Origin of the sequence: Methylobacillus arboreus, from assembly GCF_020532725.1 — a bacterium.
Taxonomy (GTDB): Bacteria; Pseudomonadota; Gammaproteobacteria; order Burkholderiales; family Methylophilaceae; genus Methylobacillus; species Methylobacillus arboreus.
On record NZ_JAJAVC010000003.1, the window covers coordinates 165,329 to 188,195 of the forward strand.

Sequence of the window (22,867 nt, forward strand, 5' to 3'; positions counted from 1 at the left end):
AAGGGCCCATGGTCACAATCACCAGTGAGTTCCTGCAGGTATGGCTGGCCACCTTGATGTGGCCGCTCACGCGCATTCTCGCTTTCATGGTGGCAGCGCCCCTGTTCAATCATCGCGCCATCCCCAACAATGTTAGGCTCGGGGTCGGGCTGGTCCTGACTGTGGCTGTGATGCCGGCCATTCCTGATATTCCGCCGGTTTCAGTGTTTTCCATGAGCGGTCTCCTGATCCTTGCGCAGCAGATCCTTATCGGGGCGGCCATGGGGTTCAGCCTGCGCATTATCTTCTCGGCTGTGGAATTGGCCGGCCATGCTGCGGGCATGACCATGGGATTGGGGTTTGCTATGTTCTATGATCCGCAAACCCAGGGGCAGAGCACTGCCATCGGCCAGTTCCTGGTAGTGCTGACCATGCTGGTTTTCCTTAGCATCAATGGGCACTTGGTCGTGATTTCTACCCTGGTGGAGAGTTTTTCCAGCTTTCCCATCACGGCGGAGCCCAATTTTGGCTTGAACCCCTATAAAATCGCATTGTGGGGCGGCAAGATATTCAGCGCAGGATTACTGATTTCGCTGCCCATTATTACCGCGTTGCTCCTGGCGAACCTGGCGCTCGGGATATTGACGAGGACGGCACCACAACTCAACCTGTTCGGTATCGGCTTCCCGATTACAATATCGCTGGGCTTCCTGCTGCTGACCCTGGCCTTGCCCTATATGATGCAGCCGGTGCAAAAGCTGATGCATGAAAGCATGATCTTCATGCAGGAGATAGCCAACCCTGTGGTGGGCGTGCCACAGGCACAATAAACAAGATGTCATTGGAAAGTTTGACTGTATGAGACAAGACCAGGCGTATATCGGCCGCCAACCCATCATGAACCCCAATCAGGAGATTGTGGCTTACGAGTTGTTTTTCCGCCATAGCGCGGAAGCGACGACTGCAATATATGAAAACAGCCTGCAGGCTTGTACCCGCGTGCTGGTCAACACCGTCAGTGATATGGGGGCTCAATGGCTGCTGGGCGACAAGATGGCCTTCATCAATGTCAGCGAGGAAATGCTGCATAGCGAGCTTTTGGAGCTATTGCCGCCGGCAAAAACGGTGCTAGAGCTGGAAACATTGGTCAGCGCAAGCCCGGAAGTGGTCGAACGCTGCCAGTTTTTGCGCAAGCGCGGCTACCACATTGCACTCAAGGAGAAGGGTGAGTCGTTGTTGAGTTCACCGCTGATCGATTGTGCCGATTACATCAAGATCGACATATTGGCCTATACCCTTGATGAAGTCGCGCGACGTTTCCTGGAGTATCAGAGCCTAACTATCAAAGTAGTTGCCGAGCGGGTTGAGCATCATGAACAATATGACGCCTGCAAGAAAATCGGCTTTCACCTGATTCAGGGATTTTATTTTGCCCACACCGAGACCTTTACTGCCAAAGTCATCAATCCGGCATTTGCTGCGGTACTGGATTTGCTCAACATGATTAGCCGCGATGCTGATATGCGCGAGGTTGAAAACGGCTTCAAGCGCGATGCAGCGCTTTCCTTCAAGCTCTTGCGCTATATCAACTCTGTTGGTTTCGGGCTTTCGTGCGAAATACAATCCTTGCGCCATGCGTTGACCATCATCGGCACCAAGCAGCTCTACCGCTGGCTGACCTTGCTCATGATCACGGCGGGAGAGAATTCAGCTGCGCCCGCACTCATGAAAACCTCGATTACACGTGGCCGCCTGACAGAACTGCTGGGGGAGGGCTATTTCGACAAGGCTGGACGCGACAACCTGTTTGTAGTGGGGGTGTTCTCGATGCTGGACCTGATGCTGGAAATGCCGATGGAGCGAGTGCTGGAAAAAGTGGACTTGCCCGAGGCTATTCAGGATGCGCTGCTGCATCGCAAGGGAGTATACGGGCCTTTTCTTGCGCTTGCCGAAGCTTGCGAGAATCAGGACAACAGCCGCATTGTGACCCTTGCCGAAAGCCTGCAACTGGATTCTAACAAGGTCAATGATTGTCATATTGCCTCCCTTTCCTGGGTGGAGGCGCTTGGTATCTAGAGCTAACCTAGTAAGAGACAAAAGAAAAAGCCGGATAATTCCGGCTTTTTTTATTTTCTTGATCCTAGATCAGGTTGAACAATGAGAGGCTGGTCGTCGCAACAAAGGACTTTTGCGCGGCTTCCAGCACGGTTTGCTGCTTGGCAAGGTCGGACAGGGCTTGCGCATAGTCGAGATCCTGCAATTCGGACAGTGATTTTGCATATTGCAAGTCACGGTCGCTGCCGTCGGTGTTGAGCGATTCCAGCTCATTTAGGCTGGAACCGTTGCGCGCCCGCACGGTGAGCACATTGTCCAGCGTGCCTTGCAAGGCGTTGCTGGCAGTGTCCAGCCCATCACGCAGCGCCTGTTCCTGGGTACTGTCTGTGACGGGTGTCTCCAGCAATGCGGTGATCTGGGCTAGGGCGGCAAAAACATCATTGCCGTTGGCCTGGAATACATTGGGCCCGGTATCGGTGATGGCAAGCTGCCGGCTGTTGGACACTTGCAGCTTGCGTACCTGGGCATCGCCATTGTAGTCGGCGCCAGCGGCAGTAAGCGTGTATGGCGCGGTATCCGTGCTGTAGCCGGAATAAAGATAATTGCCGCTGCCATCCGTCGCATTGGCCAAGCCTACCAAGGCTTCAAGGTCGTTACGCAGCTCGATTGCGAGATAGCTGCGCTGCACATCGTCATAAGAGGCATTGCCGGCTTCCACCAGCCTGGATTTTGCTGCAATCAACAGGTCGGTCACGCTCTGCAGGTTGCCCTCCACAGCGTTCATATTGTTCTCGGCAAATTGGCGGTTGCGGGCAAACTGGGTATTGATGCTTTGCGAATTCTGGATTTCCAGGGAGCGGGCCGCACCTACGGGATCATCTGCCGGGGTCAGGATGCGCTTCTTGCTGGAAATCTGCTGCATCAATCGGTCCTGCTCGACTTGTAGCTGCGACAATTTTTTGATGCCGTTCTGGTACATGGTGTTGGTGCTGATACGCATGGCGAATTCCCCGGTTATCTGATCGAGAGCACGGTTTCAAACAGGGTGCTGGCAATCTGCATGACTTTGCCTGCTGCCTGATAGGCTTGCTGGTAGCGCAACAGGTTGACGGCTTCTTCATCCAGGTTGACGCCGGATTCGGATTGTTGCGCGGTAATGGTCTGGTTCAGTAGTTCGGTCTCGGCTGCGCTGGTGATCTGCAACTCTCGCGTGCGGTTGCCCACAAAGCTCACAAGTTGGTTGAACACATCCTGGTAGGAGGCGGTGCCGTTGTTCATGACTTTGCCGGTCTGCAATGCCGCGAGTTGCAAGGCATTGCGGTTGTCGCCGGCGGCATTGCTGCTGTTGGCGCTGACAGTGAACTGGTCGCCATCAGCGGGGCTACCGCTCAGGCTGAAGCTGATGCCTGCCACGCTGATGGTGGCGCCGGCGCTATAAGGCACAGGGCTGCCAGCGGGGTAGGTCGTAGTGACGCCTGCCGTTGTCGTGACCGTGATGGCCTCGCCTGCGGGAAAGCCGCTCAGGTCGCCGCCGTTGTGGGTCAAGGTGAACGGGCTGGCAAGCGGCGAGCCCGCGTAGCCGCTGCCGACTGTGGCGCCACTGATCGTGCCAGTGCCGGTGTTGCCGCCGTCAGCTGCCGTGGCGACCACGGGCGCCCCCGCAGCGATATCGGCGATCTGCGTCACGGCGATGCTGATGTCAGTGGCCGCATTGGCGGTCGGACGGATCAGGAAGCTGTCCCCGCTGTTGATTGTGCCTGAGCCGATGCTGAAGCTGACGCCGTCCACTGTCTGCGGCAGGCTGCTGAAGCTCTGCGTGGTATTGTCGCTCAGGCGCGTGATAGTGTAGTTTGTGCCGTCGAAACGCAAGCGGTAGTCGCTGGCATTGAGTGCGTTGGCGTCGACGATGCTGCTGCCTAAGGAGGCATTGCCGGTATTGAAACTGCTGGCGTTGACCAAGGGGGTTGGAATATTGAAGAAGTTGCCACCCTGGGTGCCATTGCTGGTCAAGCCCTGCTGGTGCTGGGTGTTGAATGACTGCGCCATGGCAATTGCGATCTGGCCCAGGGTGTTCTGCGCCTTGTCCAGCGCGCCGCTGCGGTATTCCAGCAAGCCGCCAATGGTGCCGCCCTGCAGGCTGCTCTCCGACAGGATGGAGGTGGTGGAGCCGCTCTGGTAGGCAATCATTAGCCGACTGGGATCGGTTGGTGAGCTGACAGTGGTCAGGGAATAGGCATTAAAACCGGAAACCAGGGGAATGCCATTACCGATCGAGATATTGTATTTGGTGCCGTCCTGCACGACGACAGTCGCCTTGACTTCCTTGTTGAGATTCAGGACCAATTGGTCGCGCTGATCCATCAGGTCATTGGGCGGTTGCCCGGTGCTGGTCATTGCGGCGTCAATCGCTTCATTGAGCCTGGCGATTTCCTTGGCGTAGTAGCTTACCGAGTTGGCACTTGCAGTGAGTTGCGAATTGACGGTACTCTGCATTTCCTGCAGGCGCGTGCCCAGGCTGTTGAAACGGCTGATCAGCGCTTCACCGGTGGATAGCATGGCCTGGCGCGAGGCCGAGTCGCTGGGGGCCGAGGCAAGGTCATTGATGGAGGCAAAAAAGTCCTGAATAGCAGGAGAAAGGCCTGCGCTTGAATCCGCCAGCATGTTATTGATCTGGTTGATGCTGGAAAGCTGGGTGTTGATGGCGCTGCTGATGGCCTGGCTGTTGTTGATCTGGCGCGTCAGCAGTTCGTTGTAGACGCGCTTGACCGTATCGACCTGAGTCCCGTTGCCGATATAGCCAAAACCCCAGTTCTGCGCCTGGGCGGTAGCCTGCACGATCACCTGGCGCGAATAGCCATCGGTGGTGGCGTTGGCGATATTGTGGCCAGTAACGCTGATACCGACTTGCGCTGCATTCAGTGCGGATTTGCCGATGTTAAATATGTTGGACATGATGCTTATCGATCAATGTAACGTAAATGAATGAACGGCATAAAAACCGTAAACTTTACTTCAAGAGCCGCTAACAAAATTCTTCAGGCGTTGTTGCTCTGCCTTGTCGTACTACTTGTACTGCCTGCGGCAGAGCGCCTAGACAGAATCGCTTTGCTGAATTCTGTTAGCAGCTCTAAGCGGTGCCAATGCTTTCAATGACCCGCCGCAGCTTGCTGGCGTAATTGGGGTCGGTGGCATAGCCCGCATCCTGCATCGCTTGCGCATAGCCAGCCGCGCTGCCTGTGCTGCCCAGCACGTTTTCATAGCGCGGGTTGTTTTGCATGAGGCTGGCAAAATCGCGGAAGGAGTCGGCATACGAGTCATAGGCACGGAATTTCTCGATGCGCTTTTGCGGCACGCCGTTGATATATTCCGTGGTCAGCGCTTCCACTGTCTTGCCTTTCCAGTTAGGGCCTGCCTTGATGCCGAACAGGTTATTGCTGGCAGTGCCGTCCGTGCCTGTAATCTGGCGCTTGCCCCAGCCAGTCTCCAATGCGGCTTGCCCGAGCATCAGGTGGGCGGGGATGCCGCTGTCCTGGCTGGCAGCCTCCGCGTGCCTGCTCATTTGCTGAACGAATTCACGCGCATTTTGCGGCACTGATGTGCTGCTGGCGCTGCTAAATGCCGGATTGATGTTTGACGGCATTGTCCTTGGCGTGGCCGCCAGTGAGTCTAAGGCCTCAGGCGGCACGCTGGTAAGGCTTCCCTGCAACTGGCGTGCCAGCATGTCTGCCAGGCCTGTGCCCCGGTTGGCAATCTGCTGGCTGAGCTGCTGATCCAGCATGGAAATGAAAGTGCGGCTTTGTTCACTATCGAACATGCCTTCCTTGGGGGTCGCGTCACGCATGCTTTTCAGCATCATATTGACCATCAAGGCTTCAAACTGGACTGCCGCGGCTTTGATGGATTCCGGGCTATTGTCGCGCGTGGCGTATTTCAGGTTGTTCAGGCTATTGGCATCGGCAGCAACTTGGCTGTTGACGTCAGTGCTGAAGTTGTAAGCGGCCATGATTGGTGCGCCCTAGATGATTTCCAGGTCAGCGCGCAAAGAGCCAGCGGCTTTCATGGCTTGCAGTATCGCGAGCAGGTCTTGCGGTGTGGCGCCGATGGCGTTCAATGCCTTGACGACATCCGCCAGCGAGGTGCCCTTGTCCAACTTGATGACCTGGCCCGGCTCCTTGTTGATTTCAACCTGCGAAACCTGGGTCGCCACGGTCTGCCCGCCAGAGAACGGGCCTGGCTGGCTGATGGCAGGCGCGGTATTGATGACCACGGAGAGGTTGCCGTGCGAGATCGCGCAGTCATCCAGCGTTACGGCCTGGTTCATGACAACAGAGCCGGTGCGTGCATTGAGAATGACCTTGGCCGGGCCTTGCGATGGCTTGACGTCCAGGTTTTCCAGATTGCCGATGAAGGCGATGCGGTTGGTGTCCATGGGCGGCTGCACCTGGATGACACGTCCGTCCAGTGCAGTTGCCGTGCCATTGCCGAAGCGCTTGTTGATGGCATCGACCACCATGCTGGCAGTGGAAAAATCGGCTTCCTTGAGTTCCAGCTTGACGGTGTTGGTTTCTGTGAGTTGGCTGGGTACGGCGCGTTCCACGATGGCACCGGCCGAGATGCGTCCTGCGCCAAGGTGGTTGATCTGCGTGCTGGTGCCGCTGGCGCCGGCACCCGCGCCGCCAATGACCAGGTTGCCCTGGGCCATGGCATATACCTGGTTGTCTGCGCCCTTGAGTGCAGTCATGAGCAGGGTGCCGCCGCGCAGGCTGCGTGCATTACCCATGGAGGACACGGTCACATCCATGTTCTGTCCAGGCTGGGCAAACGGCGGCAGGTTGCCGGTGACCATGACGGCAGCGACGTTGCGCAATTGCAGGTTGGTACCCGCGGGCAGGTTGATGCCCATCTGCTGCATCATGCTGATAATGCTTTGCACCGTGAACGGGGTTTGCGTGGTCTGGTCGCCTGTACCATCCAGGCCGACCACCAGGCCATAGCCGATCAATTGGTTGGAGCGCACGCCCTGGATGTTGGTCAGGTCCTTGATGCGCTCTGCATCGGCTGGAAGGGCAAGCAATAGTGCAGCCAGTGCGGAGATCAGGGCAAGCGGGCGTGTGAGTGTCATGATGTCAACCTTACAAGGGCACAAAGCTCAGGAAAAAGCGGGTCAGGATGGACATGACCTGGGCAGTATCCATATTGCTGTTGGTGCGGTATTCAATGCGTGCATCGGCAACCCGGCTTGAGGCGACGCTATTGCCTGCAGCCACATACATCGGGTCCACCACGCCGGAGAAGCGCACGAACTCGGTGCCGCGGTCGAACGCCACCTGTTTCTCACCACTGACGACTAAGTGTCCATTGGGCAATACTTCCGTCACAGTGGCGCTGATGGTGCCGGTGAAGACATTGCGTGAGTTGGAAGCGGCAGCGTCATCATAGGAGTTGTCCGAGGCGGCATTGAAACTTGCCTTGGGCACATTGTGGCCGAACAGGCCGGTGATGCCGGCATTGACGGCTCCGGACTTGCTGGCAGAGTTGGTGCCCGACTTGGTGGCAGAGGTATTTTCGGTGATGTTGATGACGATGGTGTCGCCGACCAAGCGTGCGCGCTTGTCTTCAAGCAGCGGGCGATAGGTTGCGGGATTGTAGATGCCGCCGCTGTTGTAGACTGCCTGGCTGGGCACTGCCGGACGTGCGGTATTAGGTGCCTGGGTGATGGTCTTGGGCGTCACGGCGCAGCCGCCGCACAGCAGCAACAGGCCTAATATCAGCCATGGTCTTGAATGAATAAGCGATTGCATATGTTGTCCTTTGCCACCCATGTTCATGCTAGGTTTACAGTTGCGACAAGCGCTGCAACATCTGGTCCGAGGTGGAAATCGCCTTGCTGTTGATTTCGTAGGCGCGCTGGGTCTGGATCATGCTGACCAGTTCCTCCGCCACATTGACGTTGGAGGTTTCCACATATTGATGAATCAGCAGGCCGGTGCCGTTCATGCCTGGTTGGTTGATATTGGCGGCACCAGACGCTGCGGTTTCTACATACAAATTTTCACCGCGCGACTGTAGCCCGGCTGGATTGATGAAGGTCGCCAGCTGGAAAGTGCCGACCTGCACCGCGTTCGGGCTGTCAGGCAATACCACGGAGACTGTGCCGTCACGGCCCACAGTGATGCTTTGCGCATTGGGTGGAATGATAATCGCCGGCTGGACTGTAAAGCCGCTGGCCGTGACCAGTTGCCCCTGGTTATCCAGCTGGAACGCGCCATCGCGCGTGTAGGCTGTGTTGCCATCGGGCAGCAGCACCTGGAAAAAGCCATCGCCACTGATGGCGACATCCTTGGAATTGCCGGTTTGCTGCAGGTTGCCTTGGATATGGATGCGTTCAGTCGCAACCGGGCGCACACCGGTACCTAGTTGCAGGCCGGAAGGCAATTGCGTTTGCTGGGAGGATTGCGCGCCCGGCTGGCGGATGTTCTGGTAGAGCAGGTCCTCGAATACGGCGCGGGTTTTCTTGAAACCGTTGGTGCTGACGTTGGCGAGATTGTTGGCAATCACGTCCATCTGCATCTGTTGGGCATCAAGGCCGGTCTTGGCGATCCATAGCGAACGTATCATGGTCTGCTCCTTTGCAATGGCAGCGTCATGCTGCCGAAATCCTAGAAATTAACTTCTATGCTACTCCAGCCATGATTAACTCATACTGAAGATCTGACCGGCTTTTGTGGCGTTATTCTCGGCATTCTGTATGAGCTTGCTTTGCAGGTCGAACTGGCGGGCGAGGGTAATCATGTTGACCATTTCCTCCACCACGTTGACGTTGCTGCCTTCCAGCGCGCCGCTGGCAACGGTGACGGCGGCATCTGCCCCCAGTGGCTGGCGGTTTTTTGTTTCAAACAGGCCATCCGTGCCACGCACCAGGTCGGCATCATTGGGGTTGACCAGCTTGAGGCGGCCTATCATGTTGGTGAAAAGCGGGACTACATTGGTGGCAACTGCTGAAACCGTGCCGTCGTTGGCAATAGCCACCTTGGCTTCGGGCGGGATGGTGATCGGGCCGGCATCACCGACAACCGTCAGCCCATCCTGGGTTTGCAGGACGCCGTTCTCATTGAGCTTGAAATTGCCGTTGCGGGTATAGGCTTCGGTGCCATCGGGCCGTTGCACGGCAAACCAGCCGCGGTCACGGATGGCCACATCCAGCTCGCGGCCGGTATTGTTGATTACGCCGCTGTTGAAATTGGTGCCTACTGTGGCATCGACGACGAACGCGCGCGTAGGCAGGCCATCGCTCAATACCGGAACCGCACGGAAGCTGTCTATTTGCGAACGGAATCCGGTGGTCGTGGAGTTCGCCAGGTTGTTGGCCGTGGTCGATTGCTGCTCCATGATGTGTTTCAGGCCGGTCATTGCGGTATAGATCAAGCGGTCCATGGCGGTTCCTTTCCTTTACTGATGCTCAGGTGATCAATTAACGCAGGTTGACCAGGGTCTGCATGATCTGGTCTTCCGTCTTGATGGTTTGCGCATTGGCCTGGTAGACGCGTTGTGCGGTAATCATGTTGACCAGCTCCGCTGTGAGGTCCACGTTGGACTCTTCCAGGCGGTAGGACTGCAATACGCCGAGGCCGCCGGAATTTGCCACGCCGACAATAGGAGGCCCGGATTCTGAAGTCTCCGCCCAGAGGTTATCGCCCAGTGGTTGCAAGCCATTGAGGTTGCGGAAGTTGGCTAGTGCTACCTGGCCCAATACTGAACTCTGGCCGTTGGAATAACGGCCCAGGATGGAGCCATCGGCGCCTACGCTGAAGCTGGAAAGCCTGCCTGCACCATAGCCATCCTGGCCCAGGTCGCTCTCACTGAAGGAGTTTGCAAACTGCGTGCTGCCTGTGATATCCAGCGTGATTGCTAGATCTTCTGCGCCATTGGTGAGTGTTGCGTTGATCGCTGGTGGGGAAATCGTCTGTGCAATACCGCCTTCAGAAAAGACGATGCTGCCACCAGGGGCGGTTGTGACAAGGTTGCCATCCACGCTTGCCATGATGTTCCATTCATTGGCAGCGGTTTTGATGTAGTAAAGCTGGACACTATGGGAGTTGCCTTGAGAATCGTAAACCTCAATCGGGGTAGAGTGGCTATAGCTGGTAGGGTCATTGATATCGAAATCAGCGATATCCAATACGCTAGCCCTGGAGTCGAGGTTGAGTGGCCCGGTAATCGAGGTAGTTGTTCGAGGTGCAAGGTCGGAGGCGTCGATCTGTAGCTCAGTGAGCGCGCCAGTCTGCACGACGCCGTTGACGACGGCATACCCGGTGAGGCGCTGGCCCGAGGCATTTTGTATATAGCCCTCTTTGCTAAGCTGGAACTGGCCGTTGCGGGTGTAACTGATCGTGCCGTTGTCGCTCATGCGGAAAAAGCCATTGCCGTTGATCGCGACATCCAACGGGTTGGTGGAGTTCGAGATATTGCCTTGGGTAAACTGCTGCGTGACTGCGGCGATCTTGGTGCCAATGCCGATCTTGGAAGCGCTGCCGCCGCCGAGCGAGTTTGCGTAGACATCGGCAAACTCGGCACGCGACTGCTTGTAGCCTACGGTGCTGGCATTGGCGACGTTGTTGCCTATTACCTCGATTGTTTTGGAAGCGGCGTTAAGGCCGCTCAAACCCTGCTGGAAAGCCATGTTGTTCTCCTGGTAAAAATACGCCTGGGTTGCCGTTAGAAAATCTGCTTGATCTGGTCGGTGGTAATTGCCGCCAGGTTGCTTAGGTTGAGCTTGACGCCATCCGCGCCGGTGGAAACACTCATGACTTGTTCATAACTCAATGTCGTGGAAGTCACCGTGGTATTGGCAGTGGTAGCGGTGGCCTCGATGGTGTAGCGGCCGTTGTCAAGCTTGGTGCCGTCATCGCTGTAGCCGTTCCAGCTCAGTTGCGTGATGCCGGCGGGTTGGTTGGCGACCGTGATGGTTTTGACGACTGCGCCCGATGCATCCTTGATGTTGACCTTGAGGCTGTCCGCGCCTATTGGTAGCTCGACGCCGAAATAAGCTTCCGATTCGCCTTCAACCTCGCTTGCCGCAAGATAGGTACTATTGCCTTCTACCAATACCGCGTGGCCGATCAGGCTTGAGGACTGCAACGCTTGAGTGGCCTGCATGCTGCTGATGAAGGTCGCAAGCGAGGCATTCATTTTTTCTATACCGGTCACCGTGGAAAGCTGGGCCATCTGGCTGGTCACCTCGGCATTGTCCATGGGGTTGAGCGGGTCCTGGTTCTTCATCTGGGCGATCAGCAGCGTCATGAAGCGGTCCTGTACCTCGGAAATGCTGCCTGTGGACGTGCTGGAACTGGTACTGTTCATGGTATTGAACAGCGTGTCGGAAATGCCTGAGGTGCTAGCCATGGTATTTACTCGCTTTCAGGGTTATTGAGGTTATTGGCCAATGGTCAGGGTTTTCAGCAGCATCGATTTGGCTGCGTTCATGGTTTCAACATTGTTCTGGTAAGACCTGGAGGCAGAAATCATGTTGACCATTTCCTCGGTGACATTGACGTTGGGCATGGCGACATAGCCATTCTCGTCTGCCAGCGGGTGCTTGGGGTCATACTTGAGTTGCGGCGGCGCCTGGTCTTCCATGACCTGCTGCACCTTGACGCCTTGAGCATCACCATTGGCATTCACTGGCACGGCGGAAAACACAATATGTTTTGTGCGGTACGGCTGGTCGTTGGAGCTGGTGACGCTATCGGCATTGGCCAGGTTGCTTGCCACGACGTTCAGGCGTTGCCCCTGGGCGCTCATGGCCGACCCGGAAATATTGAATACGTTAAAAAGCGACATGGATGTCTCCTTTCAGGATATGGTAGGCGGACATGCTCATTGGCCTTGCACCGCTGCCAGCATCTTCCTGATCTGGCCGCTGATCAGGGTCACGCTGGCTTCGTAACGCAATGCGTTATCGGCAAACTGGGTACGTTCTACATCCATGTCCACAGTATTGCCGTCAACACTTCCCTGGATAATGGAGCGGAACAGAACGCCATTCTGATGGCCGGCTGTAGCCGGGATATGGCTAGCGTCGGTGGTGGCGGCTTTTAGTCCGCCTGATGCACCCGCAAGCGCCTGCTTGAAGGTTTCGGTGAAGTTGATGTCGCGTGCCTTGTAGCCCGGTGTATCGGCATTGGCGATGTTTGCGGCCAATAGCTCCTGGCGCTGCCCGCGCACGCGTAGCGCGGTTTCATGAAAATTGAGTGTGGCATCCAGCTTGTTCATCGTACAACCTCCTTTGCTAACGGCGGCGGTCAAGAAATGCTTGCGACTGCCGTTATTTCAGATGATTGCGAGTCTAGAACCTGTCTTGCAAATTCCATTGTGCGAACAAAAGGGGATTTTTCCCTTTGTTCCTGGTTTTTGCATTGGTGAAACTGAGCCAAAATGCACCGTGATTCTTAATCCCAGGCCATCCGGCAGGGACGGCGACAAGGAGGTGTGCAATGAGGCAAGTATATAACAGTGGGCGTATTGTGGCCTTATTGTTTGCCTGTCTTTGTGCCACGCCAGCAGCTGCCAGCAGTAGCCATCAGGATCTGACACAATTGCGCCAGCAGGTTGAAAAATTCTTGCTGAGCCAGAGTACAGGGCATCCGGGCAAGGTTTTGGTGTCGGCTGTGGCGGTGGATGCGCGCCTCAAGCTAGCCAGTTGCGACAATTTGCAATTGTTTCTGCCCAATGGCAGCAGGATATGGGGGCGTACCAGCGTCGGCGTGCGCTGCAATGCTCCCCAGGTCTGGACAATTTATGTGCAGGCCAATGTACAGGTCATGGCTGACTACCTGATTGCGGCCGGGCCGTTGGCGCAGGGGCATATTATCACCGAACAGGATCTGGCCAAGAGCCAGGGTGACTTGGCTAAACTGCCCCCAGGCGTATTCACTGATGTCACTCAGGCCGTGGGCCGTGCTGTTTATGTGCCATTGAGCGCAGGCACGGTACTCCGCCAGGAAATGCTACGGGTACTGCCGGTGGTGCAACAAGGCCAGAAAGTGGTACTTAACACGATAGGTAATGGGTTTAGGGTGTCGGCCGAAGGCACGGCATTGAGCAATGCGGGTGAGGGGCAGCGTGTCAAGGTAAAAGTCACCAATGGCCAGGTAGTGAGCGGGTTGGCACGCCATGGAGGGCTGATTGAGGTGATTTTCTAGCGTGGCGATGTAAGCCCGTAATTTAGAGCATGGATGGTATTGATTCGAGTGGAAAACTTTGGAATTTTTTACTAAAGTTAACACAAATGCTGCCGATAAGAGCAATATATCGGTATGTGTCCATGCCGTAGATGAACGAGCTTAAGGATTTGCCATGAAAATCGATGACGCACTTCAAAAAGCAGTTGCGCTTAACAATGACAAGACGGAAAACAAGCCAGCTCCGCGCGCAAGCGAAGCCAAAACCCCTGTTGCCGGTGAGAGTGTTACCCTGTCTCCATTGGCCTCGCAGCTGCAGTCAATAGAGGCTGCCGGCGCTAATGAGCAAGTGTATGACGCGGAAAAAGTAAGCGCGATCAAGTCTGCCATTTCCAGTGGTCAATTCAGAGTAGATTCTGAAAAGGTTGCGGATGGCCTTATTAACACAGTAAGAGACCTGTTGACGGCCCCACGTTAAGGCTGCACAGGAGAAAAGGTGATCCTGACCATGACCACGGCTAGCTTTGAACGTGAAATTGCCTTGACTGACAACCTGCTGGAGCTTCTGAAGCGCGAGCAGACAAGTTTGGTAAAAGTAGATGTGGATGCCATGGAAGGATTGCTCAATGAGAAATCCCGCGTCTTGCAGGATCTCAACAGTCATACCCAGGCCCGTTATCAGGCAGTGGCAGCTTTGGGTTTTGATGCCAATGAACGTGGACTCGCCGCCTGGCTGGCCGTTCAGGATGATGATATCAAGACTTCATGGAACCACTTCCAGGGGCTGATTGGGCAGGCGAAAGAGTTCAATCGCCTGAATGGCATGCTGATCAACAAGCATTTCAACCGCAACCAGCAAGTGCTGGATACCTTGGGACGTCCTCCTGCCTCAAGCCAGTTTTATGGCCCAAATGGCCAGGCCAGCGCGGGTTCCGGACTCTACAATACACAGGCGTAACTAGCTGACAGACAGGCACAAAAAGCCGGGAATTCCCGGCTTTTTTATTGCTGAAAATTGTTGCGGATAAAGATCATAAAAAGGCTCTAAGGCTTCTTATACAGCACCATGATGGAAACACGCCGGTTCTGTGCGCGGCCTTCTGCCGTATCGTTGTCCGCAACGGGCTGCGTATCGCTATATCCCACTGCGCTCAGGCGGTCTTCACTGATGCCGTTTTCTATCATCTTGCGTACGACGCTGGTGGCACGCATGGCAGATAATTCCCAGTTGGAAGGGAATTGGACGTTCTTGATGGGCAGGTTGTCGGTATGGCCTTCAACTTGTATGACATAGGCTGTGTCAGCCAGTACCTGGGTAATGTCATTGAGCGGCTCGCTGGCTTCAGCCTTGATCTGGGAAGAGCCAGCCGGGAACAGCACGCCGTCGGCAATATCAATGCGCATGCCACGGTCAGTTTTGCTGATATTGATTTTACCGTTGCCTGCAAGGGTGCTGAGCGAGCGGTTGAGGCTGGTGATAATGGCTACGATGTTTTCCTGCTCTTGGCGCTGCCTGTCTTTTTGCAGGCGGGCAAGCGGCAGTGACTGGATCAGCGAAGGGGGCGGCGTACCCTTAAGTACGTGCTTGTCTGTGGGCAGCGCAGTATTTGGCGGGGGCGTATTGTTCTCGCTATTGCTTGAGGTGCCACTGAATGCATTGCCGAGTGCGGAGGTCAGTTCTTTGTATTTCTGGTCGTTGACCGAGGATATGCCATACATCACCACGAAGAAGGCAAAAAGCAGGGTGATGAAGTCGGCATAGGAGACCAGCCAGCGATCATGGTTATCTGGTTCTTCCTCGAATTTTCTTCTTCTTGCCATGCAGCCAGTCCCGGATTTAACGTAGGTAAGCGTTCAAACGTTCTTCTACAATCTTGTGGTTTTCTCCGTTGGCGATGCCAACCATGCCTTCGACTACCATTTCGTGCCGTGTCGTCTCCAGTTGCACCAAGGCCTTGAGCTTGTTGGCGACTGGCAGGAAGAACAGGTTGGCGAATCCAACGCCGTAAATGGTGGCAACAAAAGCAATGGCGATACCGCTGCCCAGCTTGCTCGGGTCGGAAAGGTTTTCCATGACATGGATCAGGCCGAGTACTGCACCAAGGATGCCGATGGTAGGGGCATAGCCGCCAGCCGCTTCCCAGATCTTGACGGCATTGCGTTGTGCAGCCTCGTAACGGTTGATGTCAACATTGCAGATGTCACGGATTTTCTCTGGCGGGGTGCCGTCAATAAGCAGGCGCAAGGCTTTTTTCACAAAAGGGTCCGGTTCGGAATACATATGGTTTTCCAGCAACAGTACACCGTCCTTGCGGGCAATCTGGCTCCAGGTGCTGATACGGCGTGCAAGCTTTTCCCTGTCATCTATAGGCGGGCGGACTATCCATTTCAGCAGGCGTATTCCCTGAATAAAGAAATTGGGGCGGGTTTGCAACAGCACGGCGCCCATGGTGCCAAACAGCACGATCATGAACGCGGCTGGCTGGATCAGCGAACTGACCCTGCCGCCTTCGAGCGCTTGTCCCAGCAGGATACCAGCCAGGGCGAGGACTATGCCGCCTAGGCTGCTCCAGTCCACAGTTTCTCTTTCAGGTTGGCGCGCAGGCGAGCAACAGCCTGTGTGTGTAATTGGCAAACCCGGGATTCAGAGACACTCATGATGGCGCCGATTTCCTTGAGGTTCATTTCTTGTTCGTAATAAAGGCCCATGAGGATTTTCTCGCGTTCTGGCAGGGTGTCGATTGCATCAATCAATGCCTCGCGGAAGTCGGTGGCAAGCAATGCCTTGAGCGGGTCGTCGGAATCATCGGATTGATAGCGGTCAAGAAAGTGATCGCCATTTTCCTGCTCGCTGAAATCTTCATAGTAGATCAGTTGATGGCCGCTGCAGTCGTCAAGCATTTCATGGAAATCATCCATGGGCAGGTTGAGTTCGCGGGCAATTTCGCCTTCAGTGGGCGGGCGGCCAAGCTGCTGTTCCAGCGTATGCACGGCCGTTTCCACGTCGCGCATGTTCTTGCGCACGCTGCGCGGAAGCCAATCGGCACGGCGAAGTTCGTCAATCATGGAGCCACGGATGCGCTGGGCGGCATAGGTCTCGAATTGGGCGCCATGATTGTCCTCATAGCGATTGCTTGCATCCAGCAGCCCCATCATGCCCGCCTGTATCAGGTCGTCTATCTCGACGCTGGCAGGTAGCTTGGCCTTGAGCTGGTAGGCAATTTTCTTGACCAGGCTTGCATGCTGCTTCAGCAGTTCTTCCTTTTGGCTGGTTTTTCCATGCAAGGTGTACATCAATACAGTCCTCTTAGCTGAGCGATGTTTCTAATAAACCGTGATTATGGTCTATTTTGCCGGCTAATGCCTTAAATGCCGCTGAAGCCCTGGTCATGGGGAAAGCGTCAATGACACTGCGGTCAAGCTTTGCTGCAATTCCCAGGTGTTCATCGGAGGGGATCAGCCCGGCAAAGCTGAGCTCAATATAAAGGTGGCGGCGTGCTACTTCTGCAATGTTGTTGAATATGACCCGGGCCTGGGATTCGCTGGCATGCGAGACGACAATGCCAAAAGAGCGCCTGCCAACCTGTTGGCATAGCTGCTTGATGAGGGAATAGGCTTGTGTAATTGAGCTCGCGTCCCGTGTCATGTGTATCAATATCTCCCCATGATTCAGTATGTTCAGTGGCATGGTATCTTGAATAGTGAGCGCAGCATCAACCAGAATAACGTCATGCTGGCTTGCCATGGCCGAGAATATCCGCTCGATGTGCCTCATGGTGTTTTCATGATGCAAAAAACGATGAGCGGCGCTGCCTGATAGTAATTTTGCAACAGAATAGCCCTGACTGCCATGATTTATTAACGGTTGGTGCAGTTCCGGCCGCATCACGGCTTCAAGCAACGTGCCCTGATTCTCATCAATACCGTAATGTTTTACCTCCTGCATGGAGGTGCTTGTCGCTTCCATGATCAGTACCTTGTTGCCCTGGCGGTGCAGTGATGCTGCAAGGTTGGTCATGAATCTTGCATGTTCTGTTTTGCTGGCGGCAGAGAGCAGTGAGATGACTCTTGGCCTAGGGCCAGTCATCAGGCGGCGCAAGCCTGCGGCCTGGTCTTTATGAGGCTGGATCATGCCAAGTCTCCTGACATCTTGTTGTTGCTGGCAATGTTAGCCATCAGGAAGGGCATTTCTGCATCGCGAAACTGGAACTGCTCACTTTTCTTGCGCGCCATCTTGAAGGCATGGTGCGCGAGGAATGTGTTGTTGGCGAGATGAATATCTTCAGGCACGCGCTGGCCATTGGCGACGTAATAAACCTTGAGCCGCTCGCGGATGATGACATCCAAAGTGCTGCCTATCGAAGCGGCTTCGTCCAGCTTGGTGATGATGCAACCATCCAGGCCGCGGCGTTTGTAGGCATCAATGACATCTGCCAGCGTCTCGCCAGAGCTGGTCGCGTTCATGCAGAGAATTTTCTTGATTGGCAAACCGGTGTTGGAGAGCATGGCAATTTGCTCTGTCACCATGCGGTCACGCTGGCTGACACCAACGGTGTCGATCAGGATCGTGTGTTTGCCCTTGAGCTCATTGAGTGCAATGCGCAGGTCGGCCTCATCCTTCACGGCGTGTACCATGACGCCGAGGATTTTGCCGTAAATACGCAACTGCTCATGCCCGCCTATCCGGTAGGAATCCGTGGTGATGAGCGCGAGCTTGCCTGCGCCATGTTTCATGACGAACCTGGCGGCAAGCTTGGCCGTGGTGGTGGTCTTGCCGACGCCAGTCGGGCCGATCAATGCATAAATACCGCCCTGGTCCAGCATCTGCTGTTCATCGCTGATGGTATGAATGTTGTTGCCGATAACGCTGTGCAGCCATTTCATGGCTTCAGCCTCGGTACGGTCAGCGGGCACCTTCTCGGCAATCTGGCGTGCAAGGCCGGCGCTGAAGCCTGCCGCGATCATCTTGCATAGCATGCTGGATTTGACCGGGTCACGTTGCTGGATGTTGGTCCAGGTCATTTCAGTCAATTGCGACTCTATGGCGCCGCGCATGGAGCGCAGCTCCTGCATCATGTGTGCCATTTCGCGCTGGGTGTGGTTGGTTTGCTTAACTTGCTCATGCACTGGCTTGGCTGCATTCTGGACCAGCGGTTTGGCGACTTGAGGCTTGGCAACCTGGGGTGCAGTCAGCACTGTTTTTTGCCTGGTGGCCTGGCTGCGTTGTTGTTGCAGCTCCTGGTGATTCAGTGGCTGTGCCGTTTTCAGGATACGCTGGTTGCGGCTTAGCATGGAAACCAGGGTTTCCTCTGCGGCAGGAGCTGCGGGTGCAGGCTGGACTATGGCTGGTTTGGGCTTGTTGCGGGCGACCAGGTTTGCCATATCCTCCTCACGGAACGCCAGGATTTCGTTCCCGCCTTCGACGGCACGGTTGGAAAGAATGACGGCATCGGCTCCCAGTTCTTGTTTCACCATATTCAGTGCTTCACGGGAATTTTTGCCGAAGTAACGTTTGATGTTCATGCTTGGCCTCCAATCAGGCTGGTAACGCGTATGGTTTTGGTATCAGGAAGTTCTTCATGTGAGAGCACGCGCAGGCGAGGTGCCGCACGGCGCAGGAATCTTGATAATGCGGTACGCAATGAGCCGGGCACCAGCAGCACCGGGGCGAGGCCCATTTGCTCCTGCTGTTTTGCGGCATTGGCTGTCTGGGTGGAGAGGGTCTCGGCCAGGCCAGGCTCAATAGCCGCCCCTCCTGCAGCGCTTGCCTGCAATGCCTGCATTAGCAGGCGCTCCAGGTTATGGTCCAGTGTCATGACGGGTACCTCATTACCGGTGGGGAATAGTTGCTGCACGATGGCGCGGCCTAGTTGAATGCGGACCAAAGAGGTCAGTTCATCCGTATCCTGGACGCGCTGGCCGTGCTCGGACAGGGTTTCGATAATGGTGCGCATATCGCGGATGTGCACGCCTTCTACCAACAGGTTCTGCAGCACTTTCTGCACGGTGGACAGGCTGAGCGACTTAGGTACCAGGTCTTCCACCAGTTTTGGTGACTCCTTGCCGATATGGTCCAGCAGTTGCTGCACTTCCTGGCGGCCCAGCAGCTCGGCTGCATGAGAGGTAATCATGTGGTTTAGGTGAGTGGCAATCACGGTGCTGGTGTCCACCACGGTATAGCCCATGGCTTGTGCCTGGTCGCGCATATTGGCCTCGATCCATACGGCAGGCAGCCCGAATGCGGGGTCGGTCGTTGCAGTGCCACTGAGTGAGCCGGTGACATTGCCTGGATCGATTGCCAGGTATTGCCCGGGAAAGGATTCGCCGTTGGCGATTTCGACGCCTTTCAATGTGATGCGATAACCTGCAGGGCGCAGTTCCAGATTGTCGCGGATATGGATAGGTGGTGGCAGGAAGCCGACTTCCTGCGCAAATTTCTTGCGCAATCCCTTGATACGTTTCAGCAAGTCACCTCCCTGGGCCATATCCACCAGCGGGATCAGGCGATAGCCGACTTCAAGGCCAATCACATCAACCGGAGTGACGTCATCCCAGCTGGCTTCGGGAGATTCTGCGACAGGCGAGGGGGCTGCCTCGGTCTCGACTTCCTGTACTTGCTGTTTTTTCTCGGCGGCATAAGCGATGCCTGCCAGAAGCGCGGCCAGTATCAGGAATGCGAAATGTGGCATGCCGGGGATCAGCCCCAGCCCGGCAATGATCGCAGCGGTGACATAAATCGCTCGCGGCTTGGCAAATAGTTGGTCGGTCAATTGATTGCCGATGTCGCGTTCATCGGCAACACGGGAAACCACAACACCGGCTGCCACCGAGATGATAAGCGCGGGAATTTGCGCCACCAGGCCGTCGCCAATCGCGAGCAGTGTGTAATTCTTCACGGCATCGGCAAAACTGAGATCGTGCTGGACCATGCCGACAATCAGGCCGCCGATAATGTTGATCACGATCACCAGAATACCTGCAACCGCATCGCCGCGTACATATTTGCTGGCACCGTCCATCGCGCCGTAGAACTCGGCTTCCTGGCCGATTTCCTTACGGCGGCTGCGCGCTTCTTCTTCACCGATCAGGCCGGCATTCAGGTCGGCATCGATCGCCATCTGCTTGCCGGGCATGGCATCCAGGGTAAAACGGGCACCCACTTCAGCAATACGGCCGGCACCCTTGGTGACCACCACAAAATTGATGATGGTGAGAATGACAAACACCACGATACCCACGGTGTAATTGCCGCCGATCAGGAAGTGGCCGAAGGCTTCGATCACCTTGCCTGCCGCATCAGGCCCGGTATGTCCTTCAGTCAATACCACTCGGGTAGAGGCGACGTTAAGCGAGAGGCGCAGCATGGTGGTAACCAGCAGCACGGTAGGGAAGGCAATGAAATCGAGAGGCTTGGCCGTTTGCAGGCCGACCAGCAGTACCAGGATGGAAAGTGCAATGTTGAAGCTGAACAATGCATCCAGGGCAATAGCTGGCAATGGCAGAATCATCATCGCCAGCAGCATGACGATGATGATGGGCGCAGCCACGGAGCTGCTGCCGCTTAGCCAGGCAGGGATTCTGAACGAATTCATGATTTACTTGGCTCCTTTCAGGTGCGGATCCAGGGCGTCCGGCACATCCAGTGCGGTTGGCATATCAGGGTAGTAGCCACCGTGTGTCTTGTAGGTGCGCAACTGGAAGATATAGGCAAGGATTTCGGCAACAGCCGCATACAGTGCCTGAGGGATTTCATCGCCCAGTTCTGTGTGGGCAAAGAGCGCACGTGCCAGCTTGGGAGATTCGAGCGTGGGCACCTTGTGCTCACTGGCAATTTCCCTGATCTTGAGCGCAATGTCATCGGCACCTTTGGCGACGACGCGCGGGGCGGCCATCGCGTTATCGTCATACTTGATCGCAACCGCATAATGGGTTGGGTTGGTGATCACGACATCTGCCTTGGGAATCTCGGCCATCATGCGGCGGCGGGCCATTTCACGTTGTTGCTGGCGAATGCGGCCCTTGATCTGCGGATTGCCTTCGCTTTCCTTGGCTTCCTGCTTGACTTCCTCCTTGGTCATCTTGAGCTTGTTGGTGTAATTCCAGCGCTGATAAGGCACATCAATGAGCGCAATCAGCACCAATGCCGAGACGATGAAGAGAAACCCCTTGATCAGGATGCCGTCCACCTGGGCAATCCCGGTTTCCAGCGGCTGCGTTGAAAGGGAAATGATGGTGTCAAAGTCATGCGCCATCACCATATAAGAGACAGTGCCGACCAGCGTGGCCTTGAGTATGGCCTTGATCAGTTCGACCAGTGAGTTCTTGGAGAACAGGTTCTTGATGCCATTGAGCGGGTTGAGCTTGCTGAACTTCGGCGTAAATGCCTTGCTGCTGAAATTCCAGCCGCCAATCAGGACAGGGGCGCCGACAATCACCAGCAGCAGTAGCAGGACCAGCGGTGCAAAGGCAATCAACAAATCCAGAATGCCGCTTGAAATCTGGCTCAATAACAAACTGAAATCAAATGCAGCCTCGCGGCTGAAGCGCAGGTTGCTGCTCATGTTCCCCAGCATGGCCTGGTTGAGGCGGCCGCTCATGATCATGAGTCCGATGCCTCCCGTAAGCAGCACGGCGCAGGTGGAAAACTCGCGCGAACGCGGCACATCGCCATCTTCACGGGCTTTTTCTATGCGCCGTGGCGTGGGCTGTTCCGTTTTTTCCAAATCGCTGTCTTGCGCCATGCTCGTCTATCCTTCATTGATGGAGGCGGCATGCCTATCTAGTGCATATTGCCTTCCACGATGGCTGCATTATTGGTCACGGAGAAAATAATGAAATTGAAGAATAGAAGGGGGAAAACCGGTTATTCCTGATAAAAAAGTTTAAAAATTTCTTAAAAAATTCCTAAAGTTTGTTTAAAGCCTGCCGATATATGAAATACGTTGAAAATATTTTTGGTTAATTTAATTTTAAAATTAATCACTTATAAAATTTTTAAAAATATTTTAAAAATTACCCTAAAGGTTTTTAAAGCATTGCCGTTAAGCAATTCATGGATGTAAAAAATATTCTGAAGGATAAGTGTCGTTAGAATTAGTTTTTAACTGAAAAATGCTGGTGCTCCTCCTCTGAAAGCCTTGCCTCCCAAGGCCGATACAGTGTTTGTAAGACAAACACTGTATCGGCTGTGCGCGTTCGTCTTACGTAAAAAACCGACAGACACTAGTTTCTCCCTTGCCGTAAAAAGTTCAAAGTACGTCTCACTTGCTCTGCACTTAAGCAGTGCTGGCTTCTCAAGTAAAAGGGGACTGGAAAATGAATGAACAAGAAATCATGGCAGAAATTAAAGACGCTAATCTTAGTTATCTGATGCTTGCTCAACAAATGATCCGTGCCGACAAGGCAACTGCAATTTTCCGCCTGGGGTTGAGCCAGGAAATTGCGGATCTGCTGGAAGGTCTGAGTAACGCCCAGCTTCTTAAGCTGAGCAGCTTCAATATGATGCTGACACGCTTCCGCTTTGACGATACCGCTATCCTGAGCATGTTGACCAGCTACACCAAGGATCGCATGCAGGCACAAGCGCATGCCGCTATCTTGATGGCAGGTCAGGGTGTTGAGGAAATAGCTTAAATAATTAAGTAGTCGACGGT

Annotated in this window: 24 protein-coding genes; 6 read left to right on the forward strand and 18 right to left on the reverse strand. The window is 55.0% G+C overall.

The features are described 5' to 3' along the window. The first annotated feature begins 8 nt into the window (after window positions 1-8). Window positions 9-809, forward strand: coding sequence for a flagellar biosynthetic protein FliR (gene fliR, locus LG198_RS00810; RefSeq protein ID WP_230341277.1), 801 nt, complete (start codon window positions 9-11; stop codon window positions 807-809). Window positions 810-837: 28 nt separating this feature from the next. After that, window positions 838-2,055: an EAL and HDOD domain-containing protein gene (locus tag LG198_RS00815; RefSeq protein ID WP_230341278.1), complete on the forward strand. Its 1,218-nt coding sequence runs from the start codon at window positions 838-840 to the stop codon at window positions 2,053-2,055. A gap of 64 nt (window positions 2,056-2,119) precedes the next feature. On the opposite strand, the gene flgL is transcribed toward LG198_RS00815, so the two are convergent. The 11 genes from flgL to flgB all read right to left on the reverse strand — a co-directional run bounded on the left by flgL (window position 2,120) and on the right by flgB (window position 12,306). Next, complete coding sequence (gene flgL, locus LG198_RS00820; RefSeq protein ID WP_230341279.1) at window positions 2,120-3,034, reverse strand: flagellar hook-associated protein FlgL; 915 nt, start codon at window positions 3,032-3,034, stop codon at window positions 2,120-2,122. A 14-nt stretch (window positions 3,035-3,048) separates the two neighbouring features. Beyond that, entirely contained in the window at window positions 3,049-4,986 is a 1,938-nt protein-coding gene (gene flgK, locus LG198_RS00825; protein ID WP_230341280.1) for a flagellar hook-associated protein FlgK, read from the reverse strand. A gap of 175 nt (window positions 4,987-5,161) precedes the next feature. After that, entirely contained in the window at window positions 5,162-6,037 is an 876-nt protein-coding gene (flgJ, locus tag LG198_RS00830) for a flagellar assembly peptidoglycan hydrolase FlgJ (RefSeq protein ID WP_230341281.1), read from the reverse strand. Window positions 6,038-6,049: 12 nt separating this feature from the next. Next, the gene (locus LG198_RS00835) at window positions 6,050-7,156 is read right to left on the reverse strand and encodes a flagellar basal body P-ring protein FlgI (protein ID WP_230341282.1); all 1,107 of its coding nucleotides are present in this window, start codon (window positions 7,154-7,156) and stop codon (window positions 6,050-6,052) included. A 10-nt stretch (window positions 7,157-7,166) separates the two neighbouring features. Next, window positions 7,167-7,835, reverse strand: coding sequence for a flagellar basal body L-ring protein FlgH (locus LG198_RS00840; RefSeq protein WP_230341283.1), 669 nt, complete (start codon window positions 7,833-7,835; stop codon window positions 7,167-7,169). A 34-nt stretch (window positions 7,836-7,869) separates the two neighbouring features. Continuing rightward, complete coding sequence (gene flgG, locus LG198_RS00845) at window positions 7,870-8,652, reverse strand: flagellar basal-body rod protein FlgG (protein WP_230341284.1); 783 nt, start codon at window positions 8,650-8,652, stop codon at window positions 7,870-7,872. A 75-nt stretch (window positions 8,653-8,727) separates the two neighbouring features. Continuing rightward, window positions 8,728-9,468, reverse strand: coding sequence for a flagellar basal-body rod protein FlgF (flgF, locus tag LG198_RS00850; protein ID WP_230341285.1), 741 nt, complete (start codon window positions 9,466-9,468; stop codon window positions 8,728-8,730). A gap of 37 nt (window positions 9,469-9,505) precedes the next feature. Next, window positions 9,506-10,714 (reverse strand): flagellar hook protein FlgE, encoded by a 1,209-nt coding sequence (gene flgE / locus LG198_RS00855; RefSeq protein WP_230341286.1) that lies wholly within the window; start codon window positions 10,712-10,714, stop codon window positions 9,506-9,508. Between the two features lie 35 nt (window positions 10,715-10,749). Then, window positions 10,750-11,436, reverse strand: a complete 687-nt coding sequence (locus tag LG198_RS00860) for a flagellar hook assembly protein FlgD (protein WP_230341287.1) — start codon at window positions 11,434-11,436, stop codon at window positions 10,750-10,752. A 30-nt stretch (window positions 11,437-11,466) separates the two neighbouring features. Continuing rightward, window positions 11,467-11,874, reverse strand: coding sequence for a flagellar basal body rod protein FlgC (flgC, locus tag LG198_RS00865; RefSeq protein ID WP_230341288.1), 408 nt, complete (start codon window positions 11,872-11,874; stop codon window positions 11,467-11,469). Window positions 11,875-11,910: 36 nt separating this feature from the next. Further along, a complete protein-coding gene (gene flgB, locus LG198_RS00870; RefSeq protein ID WP_230341289.1) occupies window positions 11,911-12,306 on the reverse strand; it encodes a flagellar basal body rod protein FlgB in 396 nt (131 codons plus the stop codon). Window positions 12,307-12,527: 221 nt separating this feature from the next. On the opposite strand from flgB, the gene flgA reads away from it, so the two are divergent. From flgA to LG198_RS00885, 3 genes are all read left to right on the forward strand, one after another. Beyond that, window positions 12,528-13,235 (forward strand): flagellar basal body P-ring formation chaperone FlgA, encoded by a 708-nt coding sequence (flgA, locus tag LG198_RS00875; RefSeq protein WP_230341290.1) that lies wholly within the window; start codon window positions 12,528-12,530, stop codon window positions 13,233-13,235. A gap of 154 nt (window positions 13,236-13,389) precedes the next feature. After that, a complete protein-coding gene (gene flgM, locus LG198_RS00880) occupies window positions 13,390-13,692 on the forward strand; it encodes a flagellar biosynthesis anti-sigma factor FlgM (RefSeq protein WP_230341291.1) in 303 nt (100 codons plus the stop codon). Window positions 13,693-13,722: 30 nt separating this feature from the next. Continuing rightward, complete coding sequence (locus LG198_RS00885) at window positions 13,723-14,172, forward strand: flagella synthesis protein FlgN (protein ID WP_230341292.1); 450 nt, start codon at window positions 13,723-13,725, stop codon at window positions 14,170-14,172. A gap of 86 nt (window positions 14,173-14,258) precedes the next feature. Here LG198_RS00885 and motD read toward each other — a convergent pair whose 3' ends face one another. Genes motD through flhB form a run of 7 tightly spaced genes read right to left on the reverse strand, consistent with a single transcriptional unit; the run spans window position 14,259 to window position 21,955 of the window. Beyond that, window positions 14,259-15,035, reverse strand: coding sequence for a flagellar motor protein MotD (motD, locus tag LG198_RS00890; protein ID WP_230341293.1), 777 nt, complete (start codon window positions 15,033-15,035; stop codon window positions 14,259-14,261). 16 nt (window positions 15,036-15,051) lie between these two features. Continuing rightward, window positions 15,052-15,792 carry a flagellar motor protein gene (locus tag LG198_RS00895; RefSeq protein WP_230341294.1) on the reverse strand — a complete coding sequence of 247 codons (741 nt, stop codon included), beginning with the start codon at window positions 15,790-15,792 and terminating at the stop codon, window positions 15,052-15,054. Continuing rightward, on the reverse strand, window positions 15,774-16,508 hold the full coding sequence (locus LG198_RS00900) for an RNA polymerase sigma factor FliA (RefSeq protein ID WP_230341295.1): 735 nt from the start codon (window positions 16,506-16,508) through the stop codon (window positions 15,774-15,776). Before LG198_RS00900 ends, LG198_RS00895 begins: the two co-directional genes overlap by 19 nt. Before the next feature lie 13 nt (window positions 16,509-16,521). After that, window positions 16,522-17,346, reverse strand: a complete 825-nt coding sequence (locus tag LG198_RS00905; RefSeq protein WP_230341296.1) for a MinD/ParA family ATP-binding protein — start codon at window positions 17,344-17,346, stop codon at window positions 16,522-16,524. Further along, on the reverse strand, window positions 17,343-18,737 hold the full coding sequence (flhF, locus tag LG198_RS00910; RefSeq protein WP_230341297.1) for a flagellar biosynthesis protein FlhF: 1,395 nt from the start codon (window positions 18,735-18,737) through the stop codon (window positions 17,343-17,345). Before flhF ends, LG198_RS00905 begins: the two co-directional genes overlap by 4 nt. Next, on the reverse strand, window positions 18,734-20,806 hold the full coding sequence (gene flhA / locus LG198_RS00915) for a flagellar biosynthesis protein FlhA (protein WP_230341298.1): 2,073 nt from the start codon (window positions 20,804-20,806) through the stop codon (window positions 18,734-18,736). Before flhA ends, flhF begins: the two co-directional genes overlap by 4 nt. A gap of 3 nt (window positions 20,807-20,809) precedes the next feature. Continuing rightward, complete coding sequence (gene flhB / locus LG198_RS00920; RefSeq protein ID WP_230341299.1) at window positions 20,810-21,955, reverse strand: flagellar biosynthesis protein FlhB; 1,146 nt, start codon at window positions 21,953-21,955, stop codon at window positions 20,810-20,812. Window positions 21,956-22,529: 574 nt separating this feature from the next. On the opposite strand from flhB, the gene flhD reads away from it, so the two are divergent. Further along, window positions 22,530-22,847: a flagellar transcriptional regulator FlhD gene (gene flhD / locus LG198_RS00925; protein ID WP_230341300.1), complete on the forward strand. Its 318-nt coding sequence runs from the start codon at window positions 22,530-22,532 to the stop codon at window positions 22,845-22,847. Window positions 22,848-22,867 lie beyond the last annotated feature (20 nt).